The following is a 25,414-nucleotide window of genomic DNA, read 5'->3' as shown; positions in this document are numbered from 1 at the left end:
TCATGCTTACTGCGCGCGTTGCAGCAGGATCTCGACAGCCGGCAGGGTCTTGCCTTCCAGGAATTCCAGGAAAGCGCCACCGCCGGTGGAGATGTAGCCGACCTTGTCGGCGATGTCGTACTTGGCAATGGCGGCCAGGGTGTCGCCACCACCGGCAATCGAGAAGCCCGGGGAAGCCGCGATGGCGCGGGCCAGGGTCTCGGTGCCACGGCCGAACTGGTCAAACTCGAACACGCCCACCGGACCGTTCCAGACGATGGTGCCGGCGCGGCCCAGCTGCTCGGCCAGGGCGGCCGCAGTTTCGGGGCCGATGTCGAAGATCATGTCGTCGTCGGCCACGTCGCTAGCCGCCTTCACGGTGGCCGCTGCGGTCGGAGAGAATTCCTTGCCCACCACGACGTCGGTGGGGATGGGCACCGAAGCGCCGCGCTTGGCCATCAACTCGATGATGGCCTTGGCGTCATCCACCAGGTCAGGCTCGGCCAGCGACTTGCCGATCTTCAAACCGGCAGCCAGCATGAAGGTGTTGGCGATGCCGCCACCGACGATGAGGTTGTCGACCTTCTCGGCCAGGGTCTTCAGGATGGTCAGCTTGGTGGAGACCTTGGAACCGGCCACGATGGCCACCAGCGGACGGGCCGGCTGATTCAGTGCCTGGCCCAGGGCATCGAGCTCGGCGGCCAGCAGCGGGCCGGCGCAGGCGATGGGGGCAAACCTGGCTACACCATAGGTGGTGGCTTCGGCACGGTGTGCGGTACCGAAAGCATCGTTGACGTAGATATCGCAGAGCTTGGCGATCTTTTGCGCCAGCTCGTCGCTGTTCTTCTTTTCGCCCTTGTTCAGGCGGCAATTTTCCAGCAACACGACCTGGCCCGGCTGCACATCCACGCCATCAACCCAGTTGGCGATCAGCTTGACTTCACTGCCCAGCAGTTCGGAGAGACGCCGGGCCACCGGGGCCAGCGAATCCTCGGGCTTGAACTCGCCTTCGGTGGGACGGCCCAGGTGGGAGGTCACCATCACTGCAGCACCTGCCTGCTGGGCCTCGCGAATGGCCGGGACCGACGCGCGGATACGCGTATCTTCGGTGATATTGCCGGCATCATCCTGCGGGACGTTCAGATCAGCACGGATGAAGACGCGTTTGCCTTGCAATTGGCCAGCGGAAATCAGATCGCTCAGTCGGTTGAATTTCATAGGTAGGAATTCGAAGAAGGGGGCGAAAAACGTCGTATTTTACTCCAGCCTGACCCGCTCCTGACGGCTTTTTGGCAGCCTGAACAACATCCGGAGCGGCGCCTGCGGGTCTGCGCAAAACTTCACAAGAACCAGCGCAACAGTGTAAAGAGTGACATTCCTGCCACAATAGTTCCCAAAAGATGACGTGTTGCCACAAAGAAAGCGCCGGCACCGATGCCGGCCAGCAACTTGGGATTGGCCAGGCTGATCTCGACGGCACCGCCCGTGGTCACCAGATCGGGGAAGATGATGGCCGCCATGGCGGCCGCCGGCGCATAGCTCAGCGCATGCTTGAGCCGAGGTGGCAGCTTGACCGCATGGCCGAACAGGAAGAAACCGCTGCGGGTGATGACGGTGGAAACGGTCATCAGCACGATGGCACCCCAGACATACCACTCATTCATGCTGCCGCCTCCACATCGCCATCATTACCGGGAAGCAATTTGTCGACCAGCATTGCCGTCGCCATGCCCAGCACCATGGCCAGCAACAGGCCCAGCCGGTAGGGCAGCCCCAGCGCCAGCACCGCCACTGAGCCCGACACCACCACGCCGGCCAGGGCCGGCAGACTGCTGGTCATCGGAATCATCACCGCAATCAGGGCCAGGGTGCCGGCAAAGCCGATGTTCCAGCTTTCCGGAATCTGGCTGCCCAGCAGGATGCCGATGGTCGCCCCCAATTGCCAGGCAAGCCAGCCGGGGTAACAGATCGCCGCAAAATAACCGACTTTGCCAGCGGGTTGATGAAACGTAGACGGAGGATAGCGCTGCGGAAAGAAGGCCATCGAGATATCGCCGTTGAAGAAGCCGTACCAGACCCGGCGATACCAGGGCAGATGCTCGAAGTGCGGCGCCACCGCCGCCGAGAAGATCACGAAGCGCAAGTTGACGATCATGGCCGTGAAGAACACCACCAAGAGCGGCACCCCGGCCGCCAGCAGCGGCAGCGCGGCAAACTGGGCCGAACCGGCGTAGACCAGGAGGCTCATGCCCAGCGACTGGTAGATCGTCAGTCCCGACTTGACCATGGCCATGCCCGAGACCATGCCCCAGGCCAGCACGGCCGGAATGGTCGAGGCACTGGCGCGCCAGCCTTCCTGGAAAGCTTCCTTCTCGATGCGGCGGGCGGCTTCGGAATCGGGCGCGTGGGTGCGCGGCGCTGCTCCTGAATCGTCCTCGCCTGTCTCCTTCTGCATGCTTGTTCCGTGACGGGATGGATGACGCGACCGGCGTCGGGGCGCGCGGTGATGTGTGCATTTTCGCTCAGTACTTTCATTCTACAGATGAAAGTTTTTACTCGCGTGAATCCGCTAGAATGGAGCTCTTTGCTCAGTTCTTCATGACCGAACTGAGGTCCATTTCAGGAAATCTGCAATCACTGCACAGAGGGAGACCACCATGTCCATGGCTGACCGCGACGGCAAGATCTGGAAGGATGGCGCGCTGATCGACTGGCGAGACGCCACCATCCACGTACTGACCCACACCCTGCACTACGGCATGGGTGTCTTCGAGGGCGTGCGCGCCTACAAGACCCCGGAAGGCACGGCCGTCTTCCGCCTCAAGGAGCATACCCAGCGCCTGTTCAACTCGGCCAAGATCTTCCAGATGGAAGTTCCGTTCGACCAGGCCACCCTGGCCGAGGCGCAATGCCAGGTGGTGCGCGAGAACAAGCTGGAATCCTGCTACATCCGCCCCTTGATCTGGATCGGCTCGGAAAAGCTGGGCGTGTCCGCCAAGGGCAACCAGATCCACGTGGCCATCGCCGCCTGGCCGTGGGGTGCCTACCTGGGCGAGGATGGCATCAACAAGGGCATCCGCGTGAAGACCTCTTCCTTCACCCGCCATCATGTCAATGTCTCGCTGGTGCGCGCCAAGGCCAGCGGCTACTACATCAATTCCATCCTGGCCAACCAGGAAGCGCTGGCCGACGGCTACGATGAAGCCCTGCTGCTGGATACCGACGGCTATGTCTCGGAAGGTTCGGGTGAAAATGTCTTCATCGTCAAGAACGGCAAGATCTATACTCCCGACCTGGCCTCCTGCCTGGATGGCATCACCCGCGACGCCGTGCTGACCATGGCGCGCGACCTGGGCATCGAGGTCATCGAGAAACGCATCACCCGCGACGAAATGTATTGCGCCGATGAAGCTTTCTTCACCGGCACCGCCGCCGAAGTCACGCCGATCCGCGAACTGGATCGCCGCATCATCGGCAATGGCGCCCGCGGCCCCATCACCGAGAAGCTGCAGACCCTGTTCTTCGACGTGGTCTCGGGCCGGGCACCGCAGTACAAGCACTGGCTCACGCTGGTGTAAGCGCGGCCGATCAGCGCGGGTTTTCACGTATCAACTTCAGTCAATTGCAAGCAACGGAGAACAACATGAGCCAAGCTCAAGCATCGCAGGGCGTGATCCTGCTCGAAGGCAAGGACCTCCCGGCCCATTGCCCCAACCCCAGCATGTCGGCCTGGAACTCGCACCCGCGCGTGTTCCTGGAACTGGACGCGCACGGCGCGGCCAAATGTCCTTACTGCGGAACCCAGTACCAGCTCAAACCGGGCACCGTGGTCAAAGGCCATTAAGATTCAGGTTTCGCACCAGACACGAGAGGGCCCACAAGGCCCTCTTTTCATCTGATCCGGAGATTCTCATGTCCCGCAACAAACTGATCCATGGTTCGCCCGATGAAATCGAAGCTGCCTACTACGACGCCCTGGCCCGCGCCGATCTGGACGCGCTGATGGACCTGTGGGCCGATGATGAGGAAATCGTCTGCATCCATCCCGGCGCACAACGCCTGGTCGGCCATGCGGACATCCGCGCCGTGTGGGAAGACATCCTCTCCAACGGCGGCCTGCATATCCGCCCGCGCCAGCTGCACGCCACCCAGAACATGATGACCGCCGTGCACAGCGTGGTGGAAGACATCGACCACGGCGGCGAGCCGCAACCCGACGTGCACGTCATCGCCACCAATGTCTACCTCAAGACCGCCCTGGGCTGGCGCCTGGTGATGCACCACGCATCGGTAGCCCCCGGTACGGCACCGCTGGAGCCGGTGATCAGCGGGGCCATGCTGCATTGACGGCGGCCTGATTTATCCACAGGCGCTTGCGCCATCCGATTCCGAGCAAGGCTGCATCATGCTTTACGTCCCACCCCGCTGGCTTCCCGGCGGCCATCTCCAGACCATCTATCCGTCCACCTTCCTGCCCAAGCCGCAGGTGGCCTACCGGCGCGAGCGCTGGGAAGCCCCGGATGGCGACTTCATCGACATCGATTTCGTCGATGGTCAGCCGGGACGACCGCTGCTGCTGCTGTTCCACGGGCTGGAAGGCTCGTCCGACAGCCACTACAGCCGCGCACTCATGGCAGAGGTGGAGCGGCGTGGCTGGCATGGGGCAATTCCGCATTTTCGCGGCTGCTCGGGTGAAATCAACCTGGCACCGCGCTTCTATCACTCGGGCGATAGCGCCGAGCTGGACTGGATCATCCGTCGCCTCAAGCTGCGCCAGCAAGACCTGGCCGCCACCCACCTGTACGCCTGCGGTGTGTCGCTCGGTGCCAATGCGCTGCTGCGCTGGCTGGGCGAATCGCAGCACCAGGCCGAGATCGTCGATGCCGCCTGCGCGGTATCGGCCCCGCTGGATCTGGCCGGTGGCGGCGCGGCCCTGGCCAGCGGCTTCAACCGGCTCTATACCTGGGTTTTCCTGCGCACCATGCGGCCCAAGTGCCTGGCCAAGCTGGAGCAGTTCCCGGGCCTGTTCGACCGCGACGCCCTGCTGTCGGCGCGCGATCTGTATGCCTTCGACAACGTGGTCACCGCGCCCCTGCACGGCTATCGCAATACCGACGATTACTGGGACCGCGCCAGCGCCAAGCACATCCTGCACGACATCAGCGTGCCCACGCTGGTATTGAATGCGCAGAACGATCCCTTCCTGCCGGCCCGCCATCTGCCACGCTCGGCGGCGCCGGAAGTGGTGCTGGAATATCCCGAACAGGGCGGACATGTCGGCTTTGCCGCAGGGGGGCCGCCGGGCAGCCTGGCGTGGCTGCCGCAGCGACTACTGCATTTCCTCGAAGGCCGGGCCGAGAGTGCCTTCGACGTCCGCCCGGAGCTGGCCCATGGATGAGATCGTCCACCAGGCCATGGCCCGCTGGCCCAACGTACCGCGCTGCTTCGGCTGGCTGCGGCTGGACGCGCGCGGCCAGTGGCGCATGCGCGATGAACGCGCGCAGCAACTGAAGCTGGCCGGCGATCCGATTCGCCACCCTGCCCTGCTGGCCTTCATCGAACGCAACTATGCCGCCGACGACACGGGACGCTGGTATTTTCAGAACGGGCCGCAGCGGGTCTATGTCGATCTGGAATGGATGCCGCATCTGCTGCGCACCCAGCCGGGCGCGGACCAGAATGCACCCGCCCTGCTGCTGCATACGCAGGGCGCGGTGGAGCAGGTCGATGCCGCCTGGATGGATGAGCGCGGACGGCTCTATCTGCGCAGTGACCAGATCGTTGCCGGGGTCGATGACCGTGACTTGGCCAGCTTGCTGCCCTGTCTGCATCCGGCCGATCATGCCGACGAAGACGCCCTGCTGCGGTGGCTGGAGGGCAGCGACGATTTGACACTTTCCTTCATCTGGAAGGGACAGGAACTGGCGCTGCAACGCATCACCAGCGACCACCTGGAAGAAACCTTCAGATTCGTCGCCAACCCCCGCCAGTACTGACTTTCCGGCCGGTGCTCAGCCGCGCTCTTTCAGATCTTTCTGCTCATCCTTCCAGCGCGCCTTCCATTCGCGCTCGAGGGCGTCGACCTGCGACTGGTCGTAGAAGGTCGCATCCGGTGCCTTGCGTGCAATTCCCAGCTGATCGATGGCGGCCAGCAGGCTGCCGTTGAGCGCATAGGATTGCGCCAGTGCCAGGTGCTGCAAGGCCTGCTTGCCCTGGGCGGCGTAGACCTTGGCCAGCAACTCCTGCACCTGGGCGTCCGAGCGATACAGCTGTGCCTGGTCGCGCAGGTAGGCCACGGCCTGGTCATAGCGCCTGGCGGCGATCAGGGCATCGGCATACTGGCGCGCGATGGCGCGCGAGATGGGAAACTGCTGGCGCAAGGTCTCCGCCACCTGCAGAGCCTGCTGGGTCTGCTTGCGGGCGATCTTGATATCGATGTCCAGACTGCCGAAGAAGATGCCGGTCTTCATCGGAACGGCTGCCTCCTGCGCCTCCTTCAAGGCCGTCTCGGCCTGCTCGAAACGGTTCTGGCGATAGTAGGCGTAGGCCAGTCCGTACTTGGCGGCGGCCGTCATGAGCTTGGTATTGCCTTTGGCCTGGTCGGTGAACTTGGCGACGTTGTCGCGCAATCCCTGTACGCCGTCATTCTGCAAGACCTGGGTACGGGCGCGCGCCAGCTGGAATTCGGGGCTGTCCACCCGCTGCTTGTAGCGCTGCTCGCGGATGCGGGCCTGGATGTCGGCGATGCGTTCGGTGGTCAGCGGGTGCGTCATCAGGTAGGGCGGCACGGCATCGCTGTAGTTGCGCGAGGCCGCTTGCAGTCGACCGAAGAAGGTCACCATGCCGGACGGATCAAAACCGCCGTCGCGCATGATCTGCAGGCCGATGCGATCGGCTTCGCGTTCGGCGTCGCGGCTGAAGTTGAGCTGGCGCTGCACGGCCAGCCCGGTGCCCCCCATCATGGTCGCCATGGCGGCATCGCCCCCGGCCTTGGACACGCCGGCCAGTGCGCCCAGCACGATGGCGGCCAGCTGGATCATCGAATTCTGCTTCTGCTGGCCCAGCATGCGGGCGATGTGGCGCTGGGCCACGTGGCCGATTTCGTGCGACATCACACCGGCCAGTTCGGACTCCGACTGCGCCGCCAGCAGCAGCCCGCTGTTGACACCGATGAAGCCGCCCGGCAGCGCGAAGGCATTGAGCATGGGATCACGCACCATGAAGAACTGGAAGTCGAACCCCGCCTCGCCACGCACTTCAGGATGAATCGAGACCAGGTGCTGGCCGAAATTGTTGAGGTATTCCGAGACCGGACCGTCGTCGACGTAATCACGATCGGTGCGGATGTCGCGCATGATCTCTTCGCCCAGCTTGCGCTCCATCAGTGGCGAGAGCCCTTCCCGTTCGGTATCGCCCAGCGTCGGCAAACCCTGGGCCACGCCGGGATGCGGCAGCAGCGTCAACGGGGCAGCGGGCAGCAAGAAACAGGCGGCACTCACGGCAGGCATGAGCAGGCGACGCAAGGGTCGGCGGGAAGGATCAGTCACGGTTCGCTGCATGGACCAGTCATCAATGTCGGACAGGAAAAAGGAGAGGCAGCGTGCGCTGCGGGCTGCCTGCTATGATACCCGCTCCTTTCCCTTCATTTCATCTTCAGTAAATCACCATGAGCACATCCGGCGAACCCGCGCCCAACGGCGGCCTCACTCACTTCGACCAGGGCGGACAAGCGCACATGGTCGATGTCGGCGGCAAGAACGAGACTCACCGCGTGGCCCTGGCCACGGGCGTGATCCGCATGCAGCCGGCCACGCTGGCCATCATCGAAGCCGGCACCGCCAAGAAGGGAGACGTCCTGGGCATCGCCCGCATCGCCGCCATCATGGCGGCCAAGCGTACCGGTGAACTGATCCCGCTGTGCCATCCGCTGGCGTTGACGCATGTGTCGGTGGAGTTCGAGACTGATGCGGCCAGCTCATCGGTGCGCTGTACCGCGCGCGTGGAAACCTTCGGCAAGACCGGGGTGGAGATGGAAGCGCTGACGGCCGTCCAGGTAGGACTGTTGACGGTCTATGACATGAGCAAGGCGGTCGACAAGAGCATGGTCATGACCGATATCTGCGTGACCGAAAAGCGCGGCGGCAAGAGTGACATCAACATGGCGCGGCCCTGAGCCGGGGCTGCGGTCCGATGCTCCCGTGGATAAGACAAACGCGCCCGAGGGCGCGTTTTTTCTTGCCGGAATCCGCAGCGTGCACCTGCGAATCAACCGCGACAGTTGGCCGGTGCAAATTTGGCCGGCAGGGTACCGGCGACGAAACCGGTGTTGGGCGTGGCGCCTTCCGGAGTGGGGGCTTGCTTGACATCCTTGGCTGCGCATTGCCACTGAATCGTGCCGGAGGTGATGGTGGGCGTCAGTGTCAGGGTGCCGCCGTCACCCACGCGCGGGCCGTAGGTGATGGTGATGACGCCGCCCACGCCACGCTTTTCCATGGGAGAGACCTCGATCTTGCTGACGTTGTCGGTCGCCGTGAAGGCCGGCAGGCCCAGTTGCGCCACGGTGAAGACACCATTGTTGGAGCTGATCTGCTCGGTCACGGCCAGCTTGTAGGGCTCGGCCAGGTTGAAGCCTTCCGAAACGCGCGCACGGGCGATGTAGTCCTGATATTGCGAGGCGCCCAGCATCGCAAGAATGCCGATGATGGCCAGCGTGACCATCAGTTCGAGCAAAGTAAAGCCTTGTTGGGGGCGACGGGTGACGACGGGTTTCATGGGATCCTCGTAAAAAAGAAAAGGGCGTTGCCAGTATCGGCAGCACCGGTCATGCGCACTAGCGAAAAAATTGCAAAGCTATCAGGTTTGTGGGGCCATGGCGCTGATATGGCTCAAGCAGGGAGAGCGGGCTTGGGCGGATCAGAGGGCAGGCCCCTGCCGCTCCTGCTTCCTGCGCTTGAGCGTGAGGCCGGTCAGCACCACCCCCAGCGAGCCGACCAGGCCCGGCAGACTCAGGTGGACGGCTGCGCCCGGCAGCACGAATTCGGTGTCGGCGATGAGGCCCTTGAGCCAGCCCTGCACGGCCACGTCGCTGAAGATCATGCCACCTGCGATGTAGCCCAGCAAGGCCGCGCCGAGGGTGACGATGACCGGGAATTTCTCCATCAGCTTCAATACCAGGGTGCTGCCCCAGACGATGATGGGGATACTGACCACAATGCCGAACACCACCAGCAGCAACTGGTGCTCGCCCGCCGCTTGCTCGGCCGCACTGGCGATGGCAATCACGTTGTCCAGGCTCATCACCAGGTCCGCCACGATCACCGTCTTGACCGCACCCCACAGGCGGTCACTGCCGTTGATGTCGGCGTGATCGTCGTCTTCATTGAGCAGCTTGATGCCGATCCACAGCAACAGGACGCCGCCGACCAGCTTCAGGAAAGGCAATTGCAGCATCGTCACGGCAAAGGCGATGAGCGCAATGCGGATGCCGATGGCGCCCACGGTACCCCAGACGATCCCCTTCATGCGCAGCTTGTCGGGCAGGTTGCGACAGGCCAGCGCAATGACGATGGCATTGTCGCCGCCGAGCAGGATATCGATCAGGATGATCTGTGCCACTGCCACCCAGTTCAGGTTGGTCAGGAATTCCATGTATGTCCTCTTGGAAAAACAGCGCCTCGGATCGGGCACATGGCTGGATGACCGCGCCGTGCGCGATGAGTGCCCGCCCTTTAGGACAGCTCTCCAAAAATGACATGGGGAGCCGGAGCTCCCCATGCTGGTCTTGCGGGTACTGATCTTGCTGCTGTGGCTGGTTCAGCCAGACGCCGATTACAGCACCGACTTCAGCAGACGGCCCATTTCGGACGGGTTGCGGGTGACCTTGATGCCGCACTCTTCCATGATGGCCAGCTTGGCTTCGGCGGTGTCAGCACCACCGGAGATCAGGGCACCTGCGTGGCCCATACGCTTGCCCGGGGGCGCGGTCACGCCGGCGATGAAGCCAACCACCGGCTTCTTCATGTTGTCCTTGATCCAACGAGCAGCGTTGGCTTCGTCAGGACCACCGATTTCACCGATCATGATGACGGCATCGGTTTCCGGATCGTCGTTGAAGGCCTTCATGACGTCGATGTGCTTCAGACCGTTGATCGGGTCGCCACCGATACCGACGGCGGAGGACTGGCCCAGGCCCAGGGCGGTCAGTTGGCCCACGGCTTCATAGGTCAGGGTGCCCGAGCGGGAAACCACGCCGATGCGGCCCTTCTTGTGGATGTGGCCGGGCATGATGCCGATCTTGATTTCGTCCGGGGTGATCAGGCCGGGGCAGTTCGGGCCCAGCAGCAGGGTCTTGGAACCGGCCTTGGCCATGCGGTCCTTCAGGGCCAGCATGTCGCGCACGGGGATGCCTTCGGTGATGCAGATGGCCAGGTCCAGCTCGGCTTCAACGGCTTCCCAGATGGCAGCAGCAGCGCCGGCGGGCGGCACGTAGATCACGGAAACGGTGGCGCCGGTGGCGTTCTTGGCTTCGGTGACGTTGGCATAGATGGGAATGCCTTCGAAGTCTTCACCGGCCTTCTTCGGGTTCACGCCTGCGACGAAGGCATTCTTGCCGTTCGCGTAGTCGCGGCACATGCGGGTGTGGAACTGGCCGGTCTTGCCGGTGATACCTTGGGTGATGACCTTGGTGTCTTTGTTGATGAGGATCGACATTTCTCTTCCTTGACTGTGATGCCTGCGCCGCGGGCGGCGCCTGGGCTGCAATGGCTTGCAGCCGGCGGCTCGCGCCGCGCAGGCTTGCGTGTTGGGTTACTTACTTGGCAGCTGCCACGACCTTTTGGGCGGCTTCTTCCATGGAATCGGCCGAGATGATCGGCAGACCGGAATCGGCCAACAGCTTCTTGCCCAGGTCTTCGTTGGTGCCCTTCATGCGGACCACCAGGGGCACCTTCAGCGAAACGGCCTTGGAAGCCGCGATCACGCCTTCGGCGATCACGTCACAGCGCATGATGCCGCCGAAGATGTTGACCAGGATGGCCTTCAGTTCGGGGTTCTTCAGCATGATCTTGAAGGCTTCGGTGACCTTCTCGGTGGTGGCACCGCCGCCCACGTCCAGGAAGTTGGCCGGCTCGCCGCCGAACAGCTTGATGGTGTCCATGGTGGCCATGGCCAGGCCGGCGCCGTTGACCAGGCAGCCGATGTTGCCGTCCAGGGAGATGTAGGCCAGATCGAACTTGGAGGCTTCGACTTCAGCCGGATCTTCTTCGTCCAGATCGCGGTAGGCGACGATTTCCGGGTGGCGGAACAGGGCGTTGGAGTCGAAGTTGAACTTGGCGTCCAGGGCGATGACCTTGCCGTCGCCGGTCAGGATCAGGGGGTTGATTTCAGCCAGGGAAGCGTCGGTTTCCCAGTAAGCCTTGTACAGACCTTGCAGGTTCTGGCGAGCAGCCGGGATCGATTCGGCAGGCACGCCGATCTTGGCGGCCACGTCGTCGGCTTGCGCGTCGGTCAGGCCATCGATCGGATCGATGATGACGTTGTGGATCTTTTCCGGGTTGCTGTGGGCGACTTCTTCAATGTCCATGCCGCCTTCGCTGGAGGCCATCAGTACAACCTTTTGCGAAACGCGGTCGGTCACCAGGGAAACGTACAGTTCCTTCTTGATGTCAGCGCCTTCTTCGATCAGCAGGCGACGGACCTTCTGGCCTTCAGGGCCAGTCTGGTGGGTGATCAGCTGCATGCCCATGATCTGGTTGGCGTATTCCTTGACCTGCTCGATGGACTTGGCCACCTTCACGCCACCGCCCTTGCCGCGACCGCCTGCATGGATCTGGGCCTTGACGACCCACACCGGGCCGCCGAGCTTCTGGGCTGCCGCTTCGACTTCGTCGACCGACATGCAAGGAATGCCGCGCGGCACGGTTACGCCGAACTGGCGCAGGATTTCTTTACCCTGATACTCATGGATTTTCATGGGAGCTTCCCTTTAGACACTGAATGAATGAAACTTGCCGGATTGAAATTCGGTAGCCGGCATCATGCCGGCCGACCAGAAAGCAGACTGCAACCCGCAGGCGGGGGTCGCATCCGTTGCCGGATGGAGTCGGGCGCAGGCGTGAGCTGCGCGGGTTGCGAGTGAATTCGTAGAATTGGGCATGTTCATGCCGTCTGCTTTAGTTGGTCTGATATTCGAAACGCGCCAGCTTGCGCCGAAGCGTTCGCATTATCCATTCCTGCTCCTGACGTGGGCCTTGCACCGTTGCGCCGTTTTAACGAACCGGCAACATGCAGTATCTCCTCAGGCTTGCGCGCCGCAGCAAAAACTTCCGAATTCTAGCACACGCCACGCAGCCTGTTGGCTGGTAGCGCTATCAGCAACTGCAAAGCCGCTGGATTACCATGTCACGGGATCAGGACGGGCTGTCCTGGCGGATTTTGTGAGAACAACGGGAAAGCTGTACCGAGCAGGTCTATCCTGCTATTGGCGCTGTCAGAGGGCGTCTTCATCATCCGCCCAGGCCTTCTGGAAGGCTTCGCGGATGCTGCGATGGGAAAAGCCGCGCTGCTGCAGGAAACGCATCTGTTTCGCCCGGGTTTCGGCATCCGCTGGGGGGGCGTCATACTTGCGGCGCAACACCTGCGCGGCACGCTCGCCCTCGCCTGCCGCCAGGTCGGCCTTCAATTCGGCAATGGCTTCACCTTCGATGCCGTGACCATGAAGCTCGGAAAAGATGCGCTGATTGCCGTAACGCGCCGAGCGACGATGCACCAGCGATTCGGAAAAACGTTCCTGGGAGAGAAAACGGGATTGCTCCAGCCATTGCAGGAGGGCTTCGATGTCATCGCCCTCTTGCGCGTAAGGGGCAAGCTTACGCGCAAGTTCCAGGCGACTATGCTCACGTGAAGAGAGATATTTGAGCGCCCGTGCTTTCAGGCTGATCGGGGGTCTTGGCATGTTGCGAACTTGCAGTACTGCGGTATTGCCTCTCTCCGAGACCGCCAACACGGCGCGGCACAGAGAGATCAACAAGCACCATCACGGCCTCCAAGGCTCAGGCAAACCCTGTCGCCGCGATAGCGCTTGAATCCTTTAGGCGGGGACTCAGGAAGCCTTGGCTTCCGCTTCGCCACCGGCCAGTTCCGGCACGCCCAGGGCGACGCGGACCTTGTTCTCGATTTCGCGGGCCAGTTCCGGATGTTCCTTGAGATAGTTGCGGGCGTTGTCCTTGCCCTGGCCGATACGTTCGCCGTTATAGCTGTACCAGGCGCCGGACTTCTCGACCACCTTGTGCTCGGAACCCAGGTCCAGAATTTCGCCTTCGCGGGAAGTGCCTTCGCCATACAGGATGTCGAAGTGGGCTTCGCGGAACGGCGGCGCGACCTTGTTCTTGACGACCTTGACCTTGGTTTCGCTGCCGATGACTTCGTCACCCGACTTGATCGACCCGGTGCGGCGGATATCCAGGCGCACGGAGGCGTAGAACTTCAGCGCATTGCCGCCGGTGGTGGTTTCCGGGTTGCCGAACATGACGCCGATCTTCATGCGGATCTGGTTGATGAAGATGACAGTGGTGTTGGTACGGTTGATGCTACCGGTCAGCTTGCGCAGCGCCTGCGACATCAGGCGGGCTTGCAGGCCGGGCAGGGAATCGCCCATGTCGCCTTCGATTTCAGCCTTGGGGGTCAGCGCGGCCACGGAGTCGACCACGATCAGGTCCACGGCACCCGAACGCACCAGGGCGTCGCAGATTTCCAGGGCCTGTTCGCCGGTATCTGGCTGCGAAATCAGCAGGTCGTTCAGGTTCACGCCCAGCTTTTGGGCGTAGGTGACGTCGAGGGCGTGCTCGGCGTCGATGAAGGCGCAGGTACCGCCCAGCTTCTGCATCTCGGCGATCGACTGCAGGGTCAGGGTGGTCTTGCCGGAGGATTCCGGACCGTAGATCTCGATGACCCGGCCACGCGGCAGGCCACCGATGCCCAGGGCGATGTCCAGGCCCAGGGAGCCGGTGGAAACGGCCTGGATTTCCTCGGCGATGACGCCGTCTTCCATGCGCATCACCGAGCCCTTGCCAAACTGCTTTTCAATCTGTGCCAACGCGGCGGCCAGCGCCTTGCTCTTTTCAGAGTTGTTCGCAGCTTTTTTGTCGTCCATAAATCTCTCTCGGCAAAATGTCGTGAAGACGGGTGTCAGGGGGAGGTCTTGCTGATAGGTCTTGCTGATGTTGCTCGGCGACAGTGGATGACCGCCCCGATAGAGCGATACTGTATAAAAAAACAGTGCCCGGTGCAAGCCTTTTTCTCGGCTCTCGATTCATCCCGAGGCGAAAACCACAATTATACGAGAGCCCGCCCAGCCAAAAACTTCATAAATCGCAGAGGAATGATGCGTGGAAGGAAAAAAAGCGGCACACTCGCGCATTGGTAGGAATAATTGGTCAGCCGAGGTCAACTGGCATGCAATCGTCGTCATCGTGCACGATATTGCGCTGCGGCAATCATGCTGCCCCGGCTTTCCGCAATCCCGAACAGATCGTCTCACAGATCGCTTTACAGAACGTTCTCATGAGTTTAGTGCCTTTCAGCCATATCAGCGCCCTGCGCTGCCTGGTCATCGACGACATGCCGACGATGCGCCAGAACATCCGCATGCACCTCGGGCAGCTTGGCGTGACCAAGGTCGACCAGGCCGCCACGCCCGACGAAGCGATCCGCTTCGTGCAATCCGGTACCTATGACCTGATCATCTGCGACTACAACCTCAACAAGGAAAGCAACGGCCAGCAGCTGCTGGAGTTCTTCCGTACGCAGAACATGCTCTCGCCGACCTGCATGTTCATCATGGTGACCGCCGAGAGCGGCTACAACCTGGTAGCCAGCGCAGCCGAGTTCCAGCCCGACGCCTACATGTTGAAGCCGCTGACGGCCAGCCGCATCGCCGAGCGCGTGGACCGCCTGCTGGAAAAGCAGCACGCCATGCTGCCGGTGACCGAGAAGATGAAGCGCAAGGACTTCGCCGGTGCCATCCTCGAATGCGACAGCGTGCTCAAGGCTGCGCCCAAGTGGATCGTGGAAATCATGAAGACCAAGGGCACGCTCTTGATCGAGCAGCGCCGCATCGACGAGGCGCGCGAGGTCTACAAGCAGGCCCTGGCCATGCGCGACGACCTGGTGTGGGCCAAGATCGGACTGGCCCGCTGCAATATCGTGGCCGGCCAGATGGATGATGCGCGCGTGATCGTGGAGGACGTGCTGGCGCAGAACAAGCAGTTCATCGCCGCCTACGACCTGCTGGCGCAGATCGACGAAGCCCAGGGCAACCAGGAAGGCGCGCTGGAGGCGCTGACCAAGTCCTCCGAGATCATTCCCTCGGCGCGCCGCAGTCGGCTGGTAGGCGACGTGGCCTACCGCAGCGGCCACCTGGATCAGGCGCGCGAAGCCTATGACCGCGTCCTCAAGCACACCAAGGGTTCGCTCACGGCACAGCCGACCGACCTGCTCTCGCTGGCCCAGGTTCACATCGACAGCGGCGATCCCGATGCCGCCCTGCGTCTGCTGGAAAGCGCGCCACGTCGCTACGAGGAATCCAACATCTTCGTCTCCGCCCAGGCCGCAGTGCAAGCCCAGGCCTACGTTCAGTTGGGCGATACCATTTCGGCCCAGCAGGCCTTCGAGACGGCCCGCCAGGCCGCCGGCAAGGAAGCCTCGGATACCGCCACCCTGGCCCTGGCCAAGGCCGCCTTCTCGATGGGCAAGGACGAGGAAGGCGCCAAGCTGATCGCCGAGGCAGTCAAGTCCGACCACGAGAACAAGACCCTGCAGATGCTGGCGCGCAAGGTGCTGGCCGATACCGGTCGCGCCAACCTGGCCGAGGAGCTCATCGACGGTGCCGTCAAGCAGTGCATGAGCATCATCGCCGAAGCCAATGCCTTGATGCGCAGCGCCAAGCCCGACGAGTCGCTGGCCAAGCTGGAGCAAGCGCTGGCCAGCATGCCCGAGAATACCGGCGTGCTGCTGGCCTCGGCCCAGTTGCACCTGCTCTGGATGAGCCAGCGCGGCTGGAACGAAGACTATGTCAAGCGCGTGCGCCGCTACCTGGCCACCCTGGACCGTCTGATTCCCGGCAACGATAGAGTCGCCAAGATGCACAAGTTCCTGCGCGACACCCTGACCAAAGTAGCCCCGAAGAGCTGACCATGGATCCCAAGCTTGCCGCGATCATCATTCACGACATCAAAAACTCCCTGGGCGTGCTGGAGGGGGAATTGCGCCGCCTGTCCGACGACGTGCCGCGCGTCCAGCAGGCCCATGTCACCTGTCTGGCCCTGCAGGAAAAGCTGATCGCCTTCCTGACCCTCTACAAGGCAGACTCCCAGGGCCTGCGCGCGCAGGTCGAGGCGGTCTCGCCGCTGGACTTCCTCGATGCGCTGGTGCGCGAGCATGGCGTGGCCCGCAGCAGTGACATCCTGCTGCAGGTGGACGAAACCGACATGCCGCTCATCGGCTTCTTCGATGAACACCTGGTGGCACTGGCGCTGGAAGCGGCACTCCAGAATGCCAGCCGCTTTGCGCGTTCGCAGATCGCGCTGGGCTGCCGCAAGCATCCGGAGGGTGGGGTGATCTTCACGGTACGCGACGATGGCCCCGGCATCGGCACCCAGGAAAAGAAGCCCTCCACCGGACTGGGCATGGACTTGTGCAACGCGATTGCCACCGCCCACAACAAGGAGACCCGGCACGGGGAAGCGCGGCTATCCAATCATCCCGAGGGCGGTGCGCTGTTCGAATTGTGCCTGCCGTAAGTCCATGGGAAGTCCCCGGGCACCAGCACCACTAGCACCACAAGCACCGCCAAGGCGGTGCTTTTTTATTGGCGAGCAGCAACAGGAAGGAAAAGGACGGGAGCGCAGAGGAAAGCCGCGCCATCTGGGCGGTTCCGGGCCGAAATGAAGAGAAATTCAGGCGCGCAATGACAAACGAAGTGAACAAAAAAAACCGCCGGCAAACGCCGGCGGTAAAACGGACTGGCGACGCTCATCCACTAACCGCCGCCTTCCGCGCCAAACAAATACGTACTACGTGAACGTTCTTGCCAATTCTTGCGGGCTACTAGCCCAGAGCTCAGGCCTGGACTGCATCGAGCTGCTGGATACCTGCCAGCACCCAGCCGCCCTGACCAGCAGCCGGCTTGGACAGGTTCCAGATCTCGGCGAACTGGACTGGCGAGGCGGTCGGGTCTTCCTTGATGAAGCCGAAGAACTTCACGCTGGCCAGGTAATCATTGCCCACCGTTTCCACGCCCAGCACTTCCGCATCCAGCGAGACCACATCGGTCTGATTGGCGACCGCACCGCGTTCCTGGATCTGCAGGCGCAGCTCGGCAAACATCTCGGGGGTGGTGAATTCGCGGATGTCGTTGATGTCAGCCTTGTCCCATGCCGCTTGCAGGCGGATGAAGTAGGTCTTGGCATTGCGCACGAAGCCCACGGTGTCGAAACCGGCCGGGATGCCGTAGGCAGGGGCTACCTCGGCGTTGCCGAAACCACCACCAAAACCGCTCTGGGTAGTCGCTGCGGCGGACTGGTCGGTCTTGAGCATGGAGCCGATCTGCGGCGTGGCCGATTGGGTATCAGCTGCTTGCGGTGCGGCGCTGGCCCAGGCCGGTGCCGGTTGCGAGGCTTGTGCCGACTCCGACTTGCGGCGGAACATGCGGATGACGAACATGATCGCCAGGGCGATCAGGGCCACGGTCAGGATGGTGCTGATCATGCTGGCCAGTGCGCCACCCAGGCCGAAGTGCGACAGCAGCGCGCCCAGACCCAGGCCCAGCAGGGCGCCACCCAGCAGGCCCTTCCACATGCTCGGTTTGGCGGCTGCGGCAGCCGGAGCCGCAGCAGGAGCGGCCGGCTTGGCAGCGGCCGCCTGGTTCTGCTGCATCGGCGCAGGGCTCTGCGCCTGACGGCTGGCGCTGGAAGACTGTTTGCCGATCGAACCGCCACCGCCAAGACGCTTGGCTTCGACGGCCGACATGCCAACAGACAGCGTCATGACCGCCACTATCAGCGCGACAAATGCTTTTTTCATGCTATCTCCTAGAGGATTCTGATGATGTGATGCGGTCACATCGGCCGTGATTCTGGAATGTCTGGAACAGGTGTGCCCGGCGGTATCAGCAGCGGCGCGGGCAGGCCGGCGCTGGTCGCACACGCGCAGGATCCTGCTGTCGCACGACGCGAAGCCTCAGGCAATATCAGGGGCAGTTCAGCGGGCGCAGCAAGTCCTGTCGCGCGTGGCGACGGGATCAGGCCCGGGGGGGACGTCCTGCGCGCGGCAGGAACGGGGGTTGCAGGGCGGCATCGCTACGCAGAGCGGGCGCCAGGCGGGAGGTTTGCGGCACCATGGCCAGGGATTGCATCAGCACGGGCTCGTCACCGATACCGGCGTGCGTGGAGAAGTCTTCACCGTTGTCGGCATAGCCGGTGCTGTCGTCGTCGTTGCCAGCCACGTCGGAGAGCGCGGCATGGGACTGGTCCTCACCCACGGCGGGGGCCTGGTCGGACAGGGAAACGGTCTTGGAAACCAGATGCTGGGTCGCCACGGCGGCTTGCACCGGGGCCGGTACCGAGAAGTCGGTGGCGGCCATCGAGCTGGCGTACGTCAGCACCGCTGCAAAAACTTGCACCGGTAACAGACAGATCAGCAGGAGGACCCACAAACGTTTCATCAGATTTTTCCAGCAATGGATGCGAGAAATTATATCAACAAAAATTGCGCCGTCAGCAAGTAAATCTTGCTGACGCTCACTACTATAAGGCCTAAGCGCCCAACTTCAATGACCCGCCTTCAATTGTTACACTTAAAGGCAACAAGATGACCTCCGTCAAGGACAGGCTGCCTCAGGATATCCCTGATTTGCATTGAGATTGCAATTAGTGGAATATGAATGAAAAGCCAGCACAATAATTCAACCATCCGAGACATTTCAGCCGGGCCGCCCCGCTGACCGATTCCTATGCGCATCCTCCTTGCTGAAGACGACAGCGTACTGGCCGACGGCCTGACCCGTTCCCTGCGCCATTCCGGCTATGCAGCCGACTGTGTCAAGAACGGGGTGGAAGCTGATTCGGCCCTGTCCACCCAGGATTTCGACCTGCTGATCCTGGACCTGGGCCTGCCCAAGATGTCCGGTCTGGAAGTACTGCGCCGCCTGCGCGCGCGCAATTCGCGCCTGCCGGTGCTGATCCTGACGGCGGCGGACTCGGTGGAACAGCGCGTCCAGGGACTCGATCTCGGTGCCGATGATTACATGGCCAAGCCCTTCGCCCTCTCCGAACTGGAAGCGCGGGTGCGCGCCCTGACCCGGCGCGGTGCCGGTGGTGGTCCGACCGTCATCCGGCATGGACCGCTGTCCTTCGACCAGGTCGGCCGCATCGCCTACATCGGCGAGCAGATGCTGGAGCTGTCGGCACGGGAACTGGGCCTGCTGGAAGTATTATTGCAACGTACGGGTCGCCTGGTCTCCAAGGAACAGCTGGTGGACCACCTGTGCGAATGGGGAGAGGAAGTCAGCAACAATGCCATCGAGGTCTATGTCCATCGTCTGCGCAAGAAAATCGAGGTCGGCGGCGTACGCATCGCCACCGTGCGCGGACTCGGCTATTGCCTGGAAAAGCTGCCCGAGACCGGTGCCGCACCGCTGGCAGTCTCCAGCGGCGCGGCTTGACGGCGCGCCCTCCGCGGCACTGGCCCCGACAGCCGCGCGCTGAGAACCGATGACCGCGCGCGATCCCTCCCCTGCTGCTGCCTCATCTGCCGAGCCGGCACAGGAGGCGCCTGCCGCCCCAGCCCCCCGCAAGAAACGCCGCGCCGCCCTGGCCACGCAGCCGGTCGAACGCATCCAGCGTTCGCTCTTCGGCGAGATCCTTGACTGGATGCTGGCGCCGCTGCTGCTGCTGTGGCCGATGAGCATCGCCATCACCTATCTGATTGCACAGTCGATCGCCAACCAGCCCTTCGACCGCGCCCTGGAAGACAGCGTGACCGTGCTCGCGCAGCAGGTCTCGGAAGTCAATGGCAAGGTGGTGGCGAGATTGCCGGTGTCGGCGCGCGACCTGCTGCGCGCCGATGACATCGACAACATCTACTACAAGGTCACCGGCCCCAACGGCGAATATGTGGAGGGCGACGTCGACATGCCCCAGCCGCCTGGAGAAGATGAACGCGCCACACTGGGCACGGTGCAGTTCCGCAATGACATCCTGCACGGCAGCGACGTGCGCATCGCCACCCTGCAAGTAGACCTGCGCCGCAGCCCGGCCCAGCGCGCCGCCCAGCACGAGCCGCGCCTGGCCACGGTGCAGGTCGGCGAGACGCTGGAAAAGCGCGCCCAGCTCGCCAATGAAATCATCAAGGGCGTGATCCTGCCGCAGTTCGTGATCCTGCCGGTGGCGCTGGCGCTGGTGTGGTTCGCGCTCTCGCGCGGGCTGTCTCCGCTGTCGGAATTGCAGCAACGCATCCGCGCACGCCGCCCCGATGATCTCTCGCCCATCGATTCCGGCCAGGTCCCCGAAGAAATCTCGCCCCTGGTGCGCTCGCTCAACGACATGCTGGCGCGGCTGTCGCAGACCATCGCCATCCAGAAGCGCTTCATCGCCGATGCTGCGCACCAGATGAAAACCCCGCTGGCCGGTATGCGCATGCAGTCCGAACTGGCGCTGCGCCAGGAGGACCAGGACGACGTGCGCCGCTCGCTGGAGCAACTGGCCAAGAGTTCGGAAACCGCCACCCGCCTGGTCAATCAGCTGCTCTCCCTGGCACGTGCCGAAAACCAGCAATCACAATCCGGTGGCATGTTGCCGCTGGAACTCAACGAACTGGCGCGCAGCGTGGTGCAGGACTGGGTGCCGATGTCCTTCACCCAGCGCATCGATCTGGGTTTCGAGCAGCCCGATCACCCCATCCTCATCACCGGCAATGCGGTGATGCTGCGCGAACTATTGTCCAACCTGCTGGACAATGCCCTGCATTACACACCGCACGATGGCAATGGCCGGGTCACGGTGCGCGCCCGTACCGACGAGGGCGGTGGCCTGGCCATCCTCGAAGTGGAAGACAACGGTCCCGGCATCCCGGCCGCCGAACGCACCAACGTCTTCGAGCGCTTCTATCGCATCCTCGGCACGCCCAGCACCGGCAGCGGCCTGGGCCTGGCCATCGTGCGCGAGATTGCGCAGCAGCACGAGGCCGCAGTCGAGCTCACGCACAATCCGCGCAGTACCGATCCCCGCTACCCGGGCAGCCTGTTTCGCGTGTGCTTTCGCATGATGCCGCACACGCCCTTCTTCGACGACATCACCTGACATGGACCACGGCGCCCCTCCCAACGACCCCGGCAACCAATGGCACCGCACTCGCCGCATGACGGCCTGGCTGCTGGCACTGTGGTTCCTGGCCACGTTCTTCTTCATCTATTTCGCGCGCGAGCTGGATCAGGTACACCTGTTCGGCTGGCCGATCTCCTTCTACATGGCCGCGCAGGGCATGATGCTGGTCTACCTGGCCATCGTGGTGATCTACCTGCGCCGCATGCGCCGCATCGAACAACTGGTCAGACGTGAACAAGGTGAGCCCTGGCATGGAGAGTAACAAGGATTTCTTCCGGCGCCTGTGCCGTTACTACGGCCTCTACACGCTGGGCTTCATCATCTTCCTGTGCGTACTGGCCATCCTGGAGCACGAAGGCATGCCGCGCTCATGGATCGGCTATCTGTTCCTGTTCGTCACCATCGGCCTGTATGCCGGCATCGGTGTGGTCTGCCGCACCTCCGACGTGCCCGAATACTATGTCGCCGGACGACGCGTGCCGCCGCTGTTCAACGGCATGGCCACCGCCGCCGACTGGATCTCGGCGGCGACCTTCATCAGCCTGGCCGGCGGCCTCTACCTGCAGGGCTTCGACGGCCTGGCCTACATCATCGGCTGGACCGGCGGCTACTGCCTGGTGGCCTTGCTGATCGCACCCTACCTGCGCAAGTTCGGGCAATACACCATCGCCGATTTCCTCGCCGCGCGCTATCCAGGCAAACCCGGCAGCCACGGTGTGAACGTGATCCGCATCCTGGCGGTGGCAGCAACCATCCTGATCTCCTTCACCTATGTGGTCGCGCAGATCTATGGCGTGGGCCTGATCACCTCGCGCTTTACCGGCATCGACTTTTCCATCGGCATCTTCCTCGGACTGGCCAGCATCCTGGTGTGCTCCTTCCTCGGTGGCATGCGCGCCATCACCTGGACCCAGGTGGCGCAATACATCATCATCCTGTTGGCCTACCTGATCCCGGTGATCTGGCTGTCGGCCAAGCATGCCACCGTACCGGTACCGCCGGTGGCCTATGGCGCGGTGCTGCCCAAGCTCTCGGCGCTGGAACACCGGCTGGAGAGTGATCCCAAGGAACAGGAAGTGCGTCAGATCTTCCAGGCGCAGGCCGATGACTACGACCGCCGCCTGAAGCACCTGCCGCAATCCTGGCTTGACGGCCGCGTGGAAGCGCAGAACCACGCCGCTCAGGTGCGCCGCAATACGCACGCCTCGCTGGCCGACATCAAGGCCGCCAGCCGGGCGCTGTCGGCCTATCCCAAGTCGCCCGAGGAAGCCGAACGCAAATGGACCGAGGCGCGTGCGGCCAATCTGGCGCGAGCGCAACCACCGGTGTCGCAGACCGAACCCTTCCCCGGGCGCGACCAGCAAAGCTCGGACATCAAGCGCAACAACTTCCTGGCGCTGGTGTTCTGCCTGATGCTGGGCACCGCCGCCTTGCCGCACATCCTCATGCGCTACTACACCACGCCCACCGTGGCGGGGGCGCGCAGTTCGGTATTCTGGACGCTGTTCTTCATCATGCTGATCTACCTCACCGTGCCGGCGCTGACGGTACTGGTGAAATACGACATCTACACCTCGCTGGTGGGCAGCAGCTACAGCCATTTGCCGGACTGGGTGTATTACTGGGCCAACATGGACAAGCTCAATCCGCTGGTCTCCATCCATGATCTCAACCACGACGGACTGGTGCAGCTGGGCGAGATTTCCATGGATGGCGACATCATCGTGCTGGCCATGCCGGAGATCGCCGGGCTGCCGTATTTCGTTTCCGGACTGGTGGCCGCAGGTGGCCTGGCCGCGGCGCTGTCGACGGCGGACGGACTGCTGCTGACCATCTCCAATGCCCTCTCGCACGACGTCTATTACAAGGTGGTCGACCCCAGCGCCTCCACACAGAAGCGCGTGACCATCTCCAAGCTGCTCTTGCTGGTGGTGGCCTTGCTGGCGGCCTATGCGGCCTCGCTCAAACCGGGCGACATCCTCTCCATGGTCGGCGCAGCCTTTTCGCTGGCAGCCTCCACGCTGTTCCCGGCACTGGTGCTGGGGGTCTTCTGGAAACGCGCCAACCAGCCCGGAGCGATTGCCGGCATCGTCTGCGGCTTCCTCATGTGCGTGTATTACATGCTGCATACCAATCCCTCCTTCGGCGGCAGCGTGGCCGGGCAGTGGTTCCATATCGCACCGATCTCGGCAGGCATCTTCGGCGTGCCGGTCGGCATCGCCGCCATGGTCATCGTCAGCCTGCTCACGCCGCCGCCGGATGAAGCCACCATCGCGCTGATCGATCATATCCGCACGCCCTGAGCAGAACCGGCTGAGGCCGGCGCGCATGCTGCGCTCCGGTTTTGGACAATTTCCTTCATCCAAGCTTCTCCCCCTGCCTGCCGCGGTCCGGCCGGCGGGGGCCTTTGTGCTTTCCTTCACAAAACACGATTTTGTTCGCCTACCGCACAGATGCGCAATGACCGAACACATTCGTTCGGCATTGTTTTATACTTTTCGCACAAAAAAACAAAACAGCCGTACCCCCCAACAATCAGAAGAGAGAGACATGAGACCGCAAACCCCTGCCCTGGACGTCCAGGCTTTCATCAACCGCGAGCCCTTCTCGCGTTATCAATGGCTGATCTTTGCGCTGTGCTTCTTCGTCGTCCTGCTGGACGGCTTCGACACGGCTGCCATCGGCTTCATCGCCCCGTCGCTGCTCAAGGACTGGGGCATCGCCAAGCCGGACCTGGCGCCGGTACTCAGTGCCGCCCTGTTCGGCCTGGCCGCCGGTGCGCTGACCTCGGGTCCCTTGGCCGACCGCTATGGCCGTCGCAAGATCTTGCTGCTGTCGGTACTGGTGATGGGCACCGCCTGCATGGGCTCGGCCTTCGCCGGCAACCTGCAGGAGCTGACCATCCTGCGCTTCCTGACCGGCCTCGGCCTGGGCGCGGCCATGCCCAATGCCGTCACGCTCACCAGTGAGTACAGCCCGGCGGCCCGCCGCGCCATGCTGACCAATGCCATGTTCTGCGGCTTCCCGCTGGGAGCGGCGCTGGGCGGCTTCCTGGCCGCGTGGATGATCCCGCTGTGGGGCTGGCGCAGCGTGTTGATGCTGGGTGGTGCCGCTCCCCTGCTGCTGTTGCTGGTGATGCTGCCCAGCCTGCCGGAGTCGGTGCGCCACATGGTGGCCAAGGGTTACCCGGCCGGGCGCATCGCTGCGGTCCTGCGTCGCATCTCCTCCTCTGCGGCCAATGTCAGTCGTTTCACCCTGACCGAGACCGGCCCGCAGGGCGACGTCGCCAATGGCAAGAGCGGCATCGCCATGCTGTTCGAACCGCGTTACCTGATCGGCACCTGCATGCTGTGGCTGGCCTACTTCATGGGGCTGGTGATCTTCTATGCGCTGGTGAACTGGATGCCGGTGCTGTTCAAGGATGCCGGCCTGGCCCCCAGGACGGCCACGCTCATTGCTGCACTGTTCCCGCTGGGCGGCGTGGGGGCCATCCTGGCCGGCTGGCTGATGGACCGCTACAACGCCAACCGGGTCATCGCCATCGGCTTTGCCGCCACCGCCGTGGCCGTGTTTGCCATCGGCCAGGCGGCGGGCAATGTGGGTGTACTGACGGTGGTAGTCTTCGTCGCCGGCAGTCTGATGAATACCGCGCAATCGTCCCTGCCGGCGCTGGCCGCCGCTTACTACCCGACCCGTGGTCGTGCCACCGGCGTGGCGTGGATGCTGGGCGTGGGCCGCTTTGGCGGCATCGCCGGTTCCTTCCTGGTAGCCGAACTGACGCGCCGTCAACTGGGCTTTGGCGAAGTGTTCGCGGTGGTGGCCACGGCTGCATTGGTCTCGACCGTGGCGCTGCTGGTCAAGCAGGCTTCGGACCGCAACCGTCCTGACGGCGGCAAGCCGCTGATGGTCGCCGATGCCGGAGCGCACTGACCTGCCAGCCTGAAATGAAATGGCCACTGATCTCGCGATCAGTGGCCATTCTTTTTGCGTACTCATGTGACACCATAACCGTTCTACCGTGGGCTGGCACCAAAAGGAGGAAGTCATCCTGGCGGTGA

25 protein-coding genes are annotated in these 25,414 nt (G+C 63.0%); 13 read left to right on the top strand and 12 right to left on the bottom strand.

Annotation, left to right across the window (positions count from 1 at the left end):
• Nucleotides 1–6 precede the first annotated feature (6 nt).
• The 3 genes from ACODSZ_RS08760 to ACODSZ_RS08750 form a co-directional block, all read right to left on the bottom strand.
• Nucleotides 7–1,197 carry a phosphoglycerate kinase gene (locus tag ACODSZ_RS08760; RefSeq protein ID WP_008325576.1) on the bottom strand — a complete coding sequence of 397 codons (1,191 nt, stop codon included), beginning with the start codon at nucleotides 1,195–1,197 and terminating at the stop codon, nucleotides 7–9.
• A gap of 122 nt (nucleotides 1,198–1,319) precedes the next feature.
• On the bottom strand, nucleotides 1,320–1,643 hold the full coding sequence (locus ACODSZ_RS08755; protein ID WP_175342640.1) for an AzlD domain-containing protein: 324 nt from the start codon (nucleotides 1,641–1,643) through the stop codon (nucleotides 1,320–1,322).
• On the bottom strand, nucleotides 1,640–2,434 hold the full coding sequence (locus ACODSZ_RS08750; protein WP_488927411.1) for an AzlC family ABC transporter permease: 795 nt from the start codon (nucleotides 2,432–2,434) through the stop codon (nucleotides 1,640–1,642). Before ACODSZ_RS08750 ends, ACODSZ_RS08755 begins: the two co-directional genes overlap by 4 nt.
• Nucleotides 2,435–2,636: 202 nt before the next feature.
• On the opposite strand from ACODSZ_RS08750, the gene ACODSZ_RS08745 reads away from it, so the two are divergent.
• From ACODSZ_RS08745 to ACODSZ_RS08725, 5 genes are all read left to right on the top strand, one after another.
• The gene (locus ACODSZ_RS08745) at nucleotides 2,637–3,557 is read left to right on the top strand and encodes a branched-chain amino acid transaminase (protein ID WP_488927410.1); all 921 of its coding nucleotides are present in this window, start codon (nucleotides 2,637–2,639) and stop codon (nucleotides 3,555–3,557) included.
• A 65-nt stretch (nucleotides 3,558–3,622) separates the two neighbouring features.
• A complete protein-coding gene (locus ACODSZ_RS08740) occupies nucleotides 3,623–3,823 on the top strand; it encodes a zinc-finger domain-containing protein (RefSeq protein ID WP_008325571.1) in 201 nt (66 codons plus the stop codon).
• 68 nt (nucleotides 3,824–3,891) lie between these two features.
• Nucleotides 3,892–4,326, top strand: coding sequence for a YybH family protein (locus ACODSZ_RS08735; RefSeq protein WP_488927409.1), 435 nt, complete (start codon nucleotides 3,892–3,894; stop codon nucleotides 4,324–4,326).
• Nucleotides 4,327–4,384: 58 nt separating this feature from the next.
• On the top strand, nucleotides 4,385–5,377 hold the full coding sequence (locus ACODSZ_RS08730) for a YheT family hydrolase (RefSeq protein WP_175342637.1): 993 nt from the start codon (nucleotides 4,385–4,387) through the stop codon (nucleotides 5,375–5,377).
• On the top strand, nucleotides 5,370–5,975 hold the full coding sequence (locus ACODSZ_RS08725; RefSeq protein ID WP_488927408.1) for a DUF2946 family protein: 606 nt from the start codon (nucleotides 5,370–5,372) through the stop codon (nucleotides 5,973–5,975). The genes ACODSZ_RS08730 and ACODSZ_RS08725 overlap by 8 nt, the downstream gene beginning before the upstream one ends.
• Nucleotides 5,976–5,990: 15 nt before the next feature.
• On the opposite strand, the gene ACODSZ_RS08720 is transcribed toward ACODSZ_RS08725, so the two are convergent.
• Nucleotides 5,991–7,538: a M48 family metalloprotease gene (locus ACODSZ_RS08720; protein WP_008325562.1), complete on the bottom strand. Its 1,548-nt coding sequence runs from the start codon at nucleotides 7,536–7,538 to the stop codon at nucleotides 5,991–5,993.
• Between the two features lie 107 nt (nucleotides 7,539–7,645).
• Here ACODSZ_RS08720 and moaC point away from each other — a divergent pair, with 107 nt between their 5' ends.
• On the top strand, nucleotides 7,646–8,152 hold the full coding sequence (gene moaC, locus ACODSZ_RS08715; RefSeq protein WP_175342635.1) for a cyclic pyranopterin monophosphate synthase MoaC: 507 nt from the start codon (nucleotides 7,646–7,648) through the stop codon (nucleotides 8,150–8,152).
• Nucleotides 8,153–8,244: 92 nt separating this feature from the next.
• Here the strand turns inward: moaC and ACODSZ_RS08710 are convergent, their stop codons facing one another.
• The 6 genes from ACODSZ_RS08710 to recA all read right to left on the bottom strand — a co-directional run bounded on the left by ACODSZ_RS08710 (nucleotide 8,245) and on the right by recA (nucleotide 14,128).
• Nucleotides 8,245–8,751: a pilin gene (locus ACODSZ_RS08710; RefSeq protein WP_008325560.1), complete on the bottom strand. Its 507-nt coding sequence runs from the start codon at nucleotides 8,749–8,751 to the stop codon at nucleotides 8,245–8,247.
• 141 nt (nucleotides 8,752–8,892) lie between these two features.
• Nucleotides 8,893–9,627 carry a TerC family protein gene (locus ACODSZ_RS08705; RefSeq protein ID WP_175342634.1) on the bottom strand — a complete coding sequence of 245 codons (735 nt, stop codon included), beginning with the start codon at nucleotides 9,625–9,627 and terminating at the stop codon, nucleotides 8,893–8,895.
• A 180-nt stretch (nucleotides 9,628–9,807) separates the two neighbouring features.
• Nucleotides 9,808–10,689 (bottom strand): succinate--CoA ligase subunit alpha, encoded by an 882-nt coding sequence (gene sucD / locus ACODSZ_RS08700; protein ID WP_008325558.1) that lies wholly within the window; start codon nucleotides 10,687–10,689, stop codon nucleotides 9,808–9,810.
• A gap of 100 nt (nucleotides 10,690–10,789) precedes the next feature.
• Nucleotides 10,790–11,950, bottom strand: coding sequence for an ADP-forming succinate--CoA ligase subunit beta (sucC, locus tag ACODSZ_RS08695; RefSeq protein WP_008325557.1), 1,161 nt, complete (start codon nucleotides 11,948–11,950; stop codon nucleotides 10,790–10,792).
• Nucleotides 11,951–12,466: 516 nt separating this feature from the next.
• The gene (gene recX / locus ACODSZ_RS08690) at nucleotides 12,467–12,931 is read right to left on the bottom strand and encodes a recombination regulator RecX (protein ID WP_008325556.1); all 465 of its coding nucleotides are present in this window, start codon (nucleotides 12,929–12,931) and stop codon (nucleotides 12,467–12,469) included.
• Nucleotides 12,932–13,078: 147 nt separating this feature from the next.
• A complete protein-coding gene (gene recA / locus ACODSZ_RS08685) occupies nucleotides 13,079–14,128 on the bottom strand; it encodes a recombinase RecA (protein WP_008325554.1) in 1,050 nt (349 codons plus the stop codon).
• A 410-nt stretch (nucleotides 14,129–14,538) separates the two neighbouring features.
• Between recA and ACODSZ_RS08680 the strand changes: the two genes are divergently transcribed.
• Nucleotides 14,539–16,167 carry a tetratricopeptide repeat-containing response regulator gene (locus ACODSZ_RS08680; protein WP_175342633.1) on the top strand — a complete coding sequence of 543 codons (1,629 nt, stop codon included), beginning with the start codon at nucleotides 14,539–14,541 and terminating at the stop codon, nucleotides 16,165–16,167.
• A gap of 2 nt (nucleotides 16,168–16,169) precedes the next feature.
• On the top strand, nucleotides 16,170–16,775 hold the full coding sequence (locus ACODSZ_RS08675) for a sensor histidine kinase (RefSeq protein WP_008325551.1): 606 nt from the start codon (nucleotides 16,170–16,172) through the stop codon (nucleotides 16,773–16,775).
• Between the two features lie 319 nt (nucleotides 16,776–17,094).
• Here the strand turns inward: ACODSZ_RS08675 and ACODSZ_RS08670 are convergent, their stop codons facing one another.
• Nucleotides 17,095–18,057, bottom strand: coding sequence for a Tim44 domain-containing protein (locus ACODSZ_RS08670; protein ID WP_488927407.1), 963 nt, complete (start codon nucleotides 18,055–18,057; stop codon nucleotides 17,095–17,097).
• A 217-nt stretch (nucleotides 18,058–18,274) separates the two neighbouring features.
• Nucleotides 18,275–18,697, bottom strand: a complete 423-nt coding sequence (locus ACODSZ_RS08665) for a hypothetical protein (protein WP_034349661.1) — start codon at nucleotides 18,695–18,697, stop codon at nucleotides 18,275–18,277.
• A 288-nt stretch (nucleotides 18,698–18,985) separates the two neighbouring features.
• On the opposite strand from ACODSZ_RS08665, the gene ACODSZ_RS08660 reads away from it, so the two are divergent.
• The 5 genes from ACODSZ_RS08660 to ACODSZ_RS08640 all read left to right on the top strand — a co-directional run bounded on the left by ACODSZ_RS08660 (nucleotide 18,986) and on the right by ACODSZ_RS08640 (nucleotide 25,286).
• Entirely contained in the window at nucleotides 18,986–19,696 is a 711-nt protein-coding gene (locus ACODSZ_RS08660) for a response regulator (protein WP_008325548.1), read from the top strand.
• Nucleotides 19,697–19,745: 49 nt separating this feature from the next.
• Nucleotides 19,746–21,332 (top strand): sensor histidine kinase, encoded by a 1,587-nt coding sequence (locus ACODSZ_RS08655; protein ID WP_488927406.1) that lies wholly within the window; start codon nucleotides 19,746–19,748, stop codon nucleotides 21,330–21,332.
• A 1-nt stretch (nucleotide 21,333) separates the two neighbouring features.
• Complete coding sequence (locus ACODSZ_RS08650) at nucleotides 21,334–21,618, top strand: DUF4212 domain-containing protein (RefSeq protein WP_034349659.1); 285 nt, start codon at nucleotides 21,334–21,336, stop codon at nucleotides 21,616–21,618.
• Nucleotides 21,608–23,659, top strand: a complete 2,052-nt coding sequence (locus ACODSZ_RS08645; protein WP_175342631.1) for a sodium:solute symporter family protein — start codon at nucleotides 21,608–21,610, stop codon at nucleotides 23,657–23,659. The genes ACODSZ_RS08650 and ACODSZ_RS08645 overlap by 11 nt, the downstream gene beginning before the upstream one ends.
• Nucleotides 23,660–23,906: 247 nt before the next feature.
• The gene (locus ACODSZ_RS08640) at nucleotides 23,907–25,286 is read left to right on the top strand and encodes an MFS transporter (RefSeq protein WP_175342630.1); all 1,380 of its coding nucleotides are present in this window, start codon (nucleotides 23,907–23,909) and stop codon (nucleotides 25,284–25,286) included.
• Nucleotides 25,287–25,414 lie beyond the last annotated feature (128 nt).

The organism is Herbaspirillum sp. FG34 (assembly GCF_057809315.1).
Note: the sequence above shows the minus strand (reverse complement) of the source record. Positions and strands in the feature narration are given on the sequence as shown.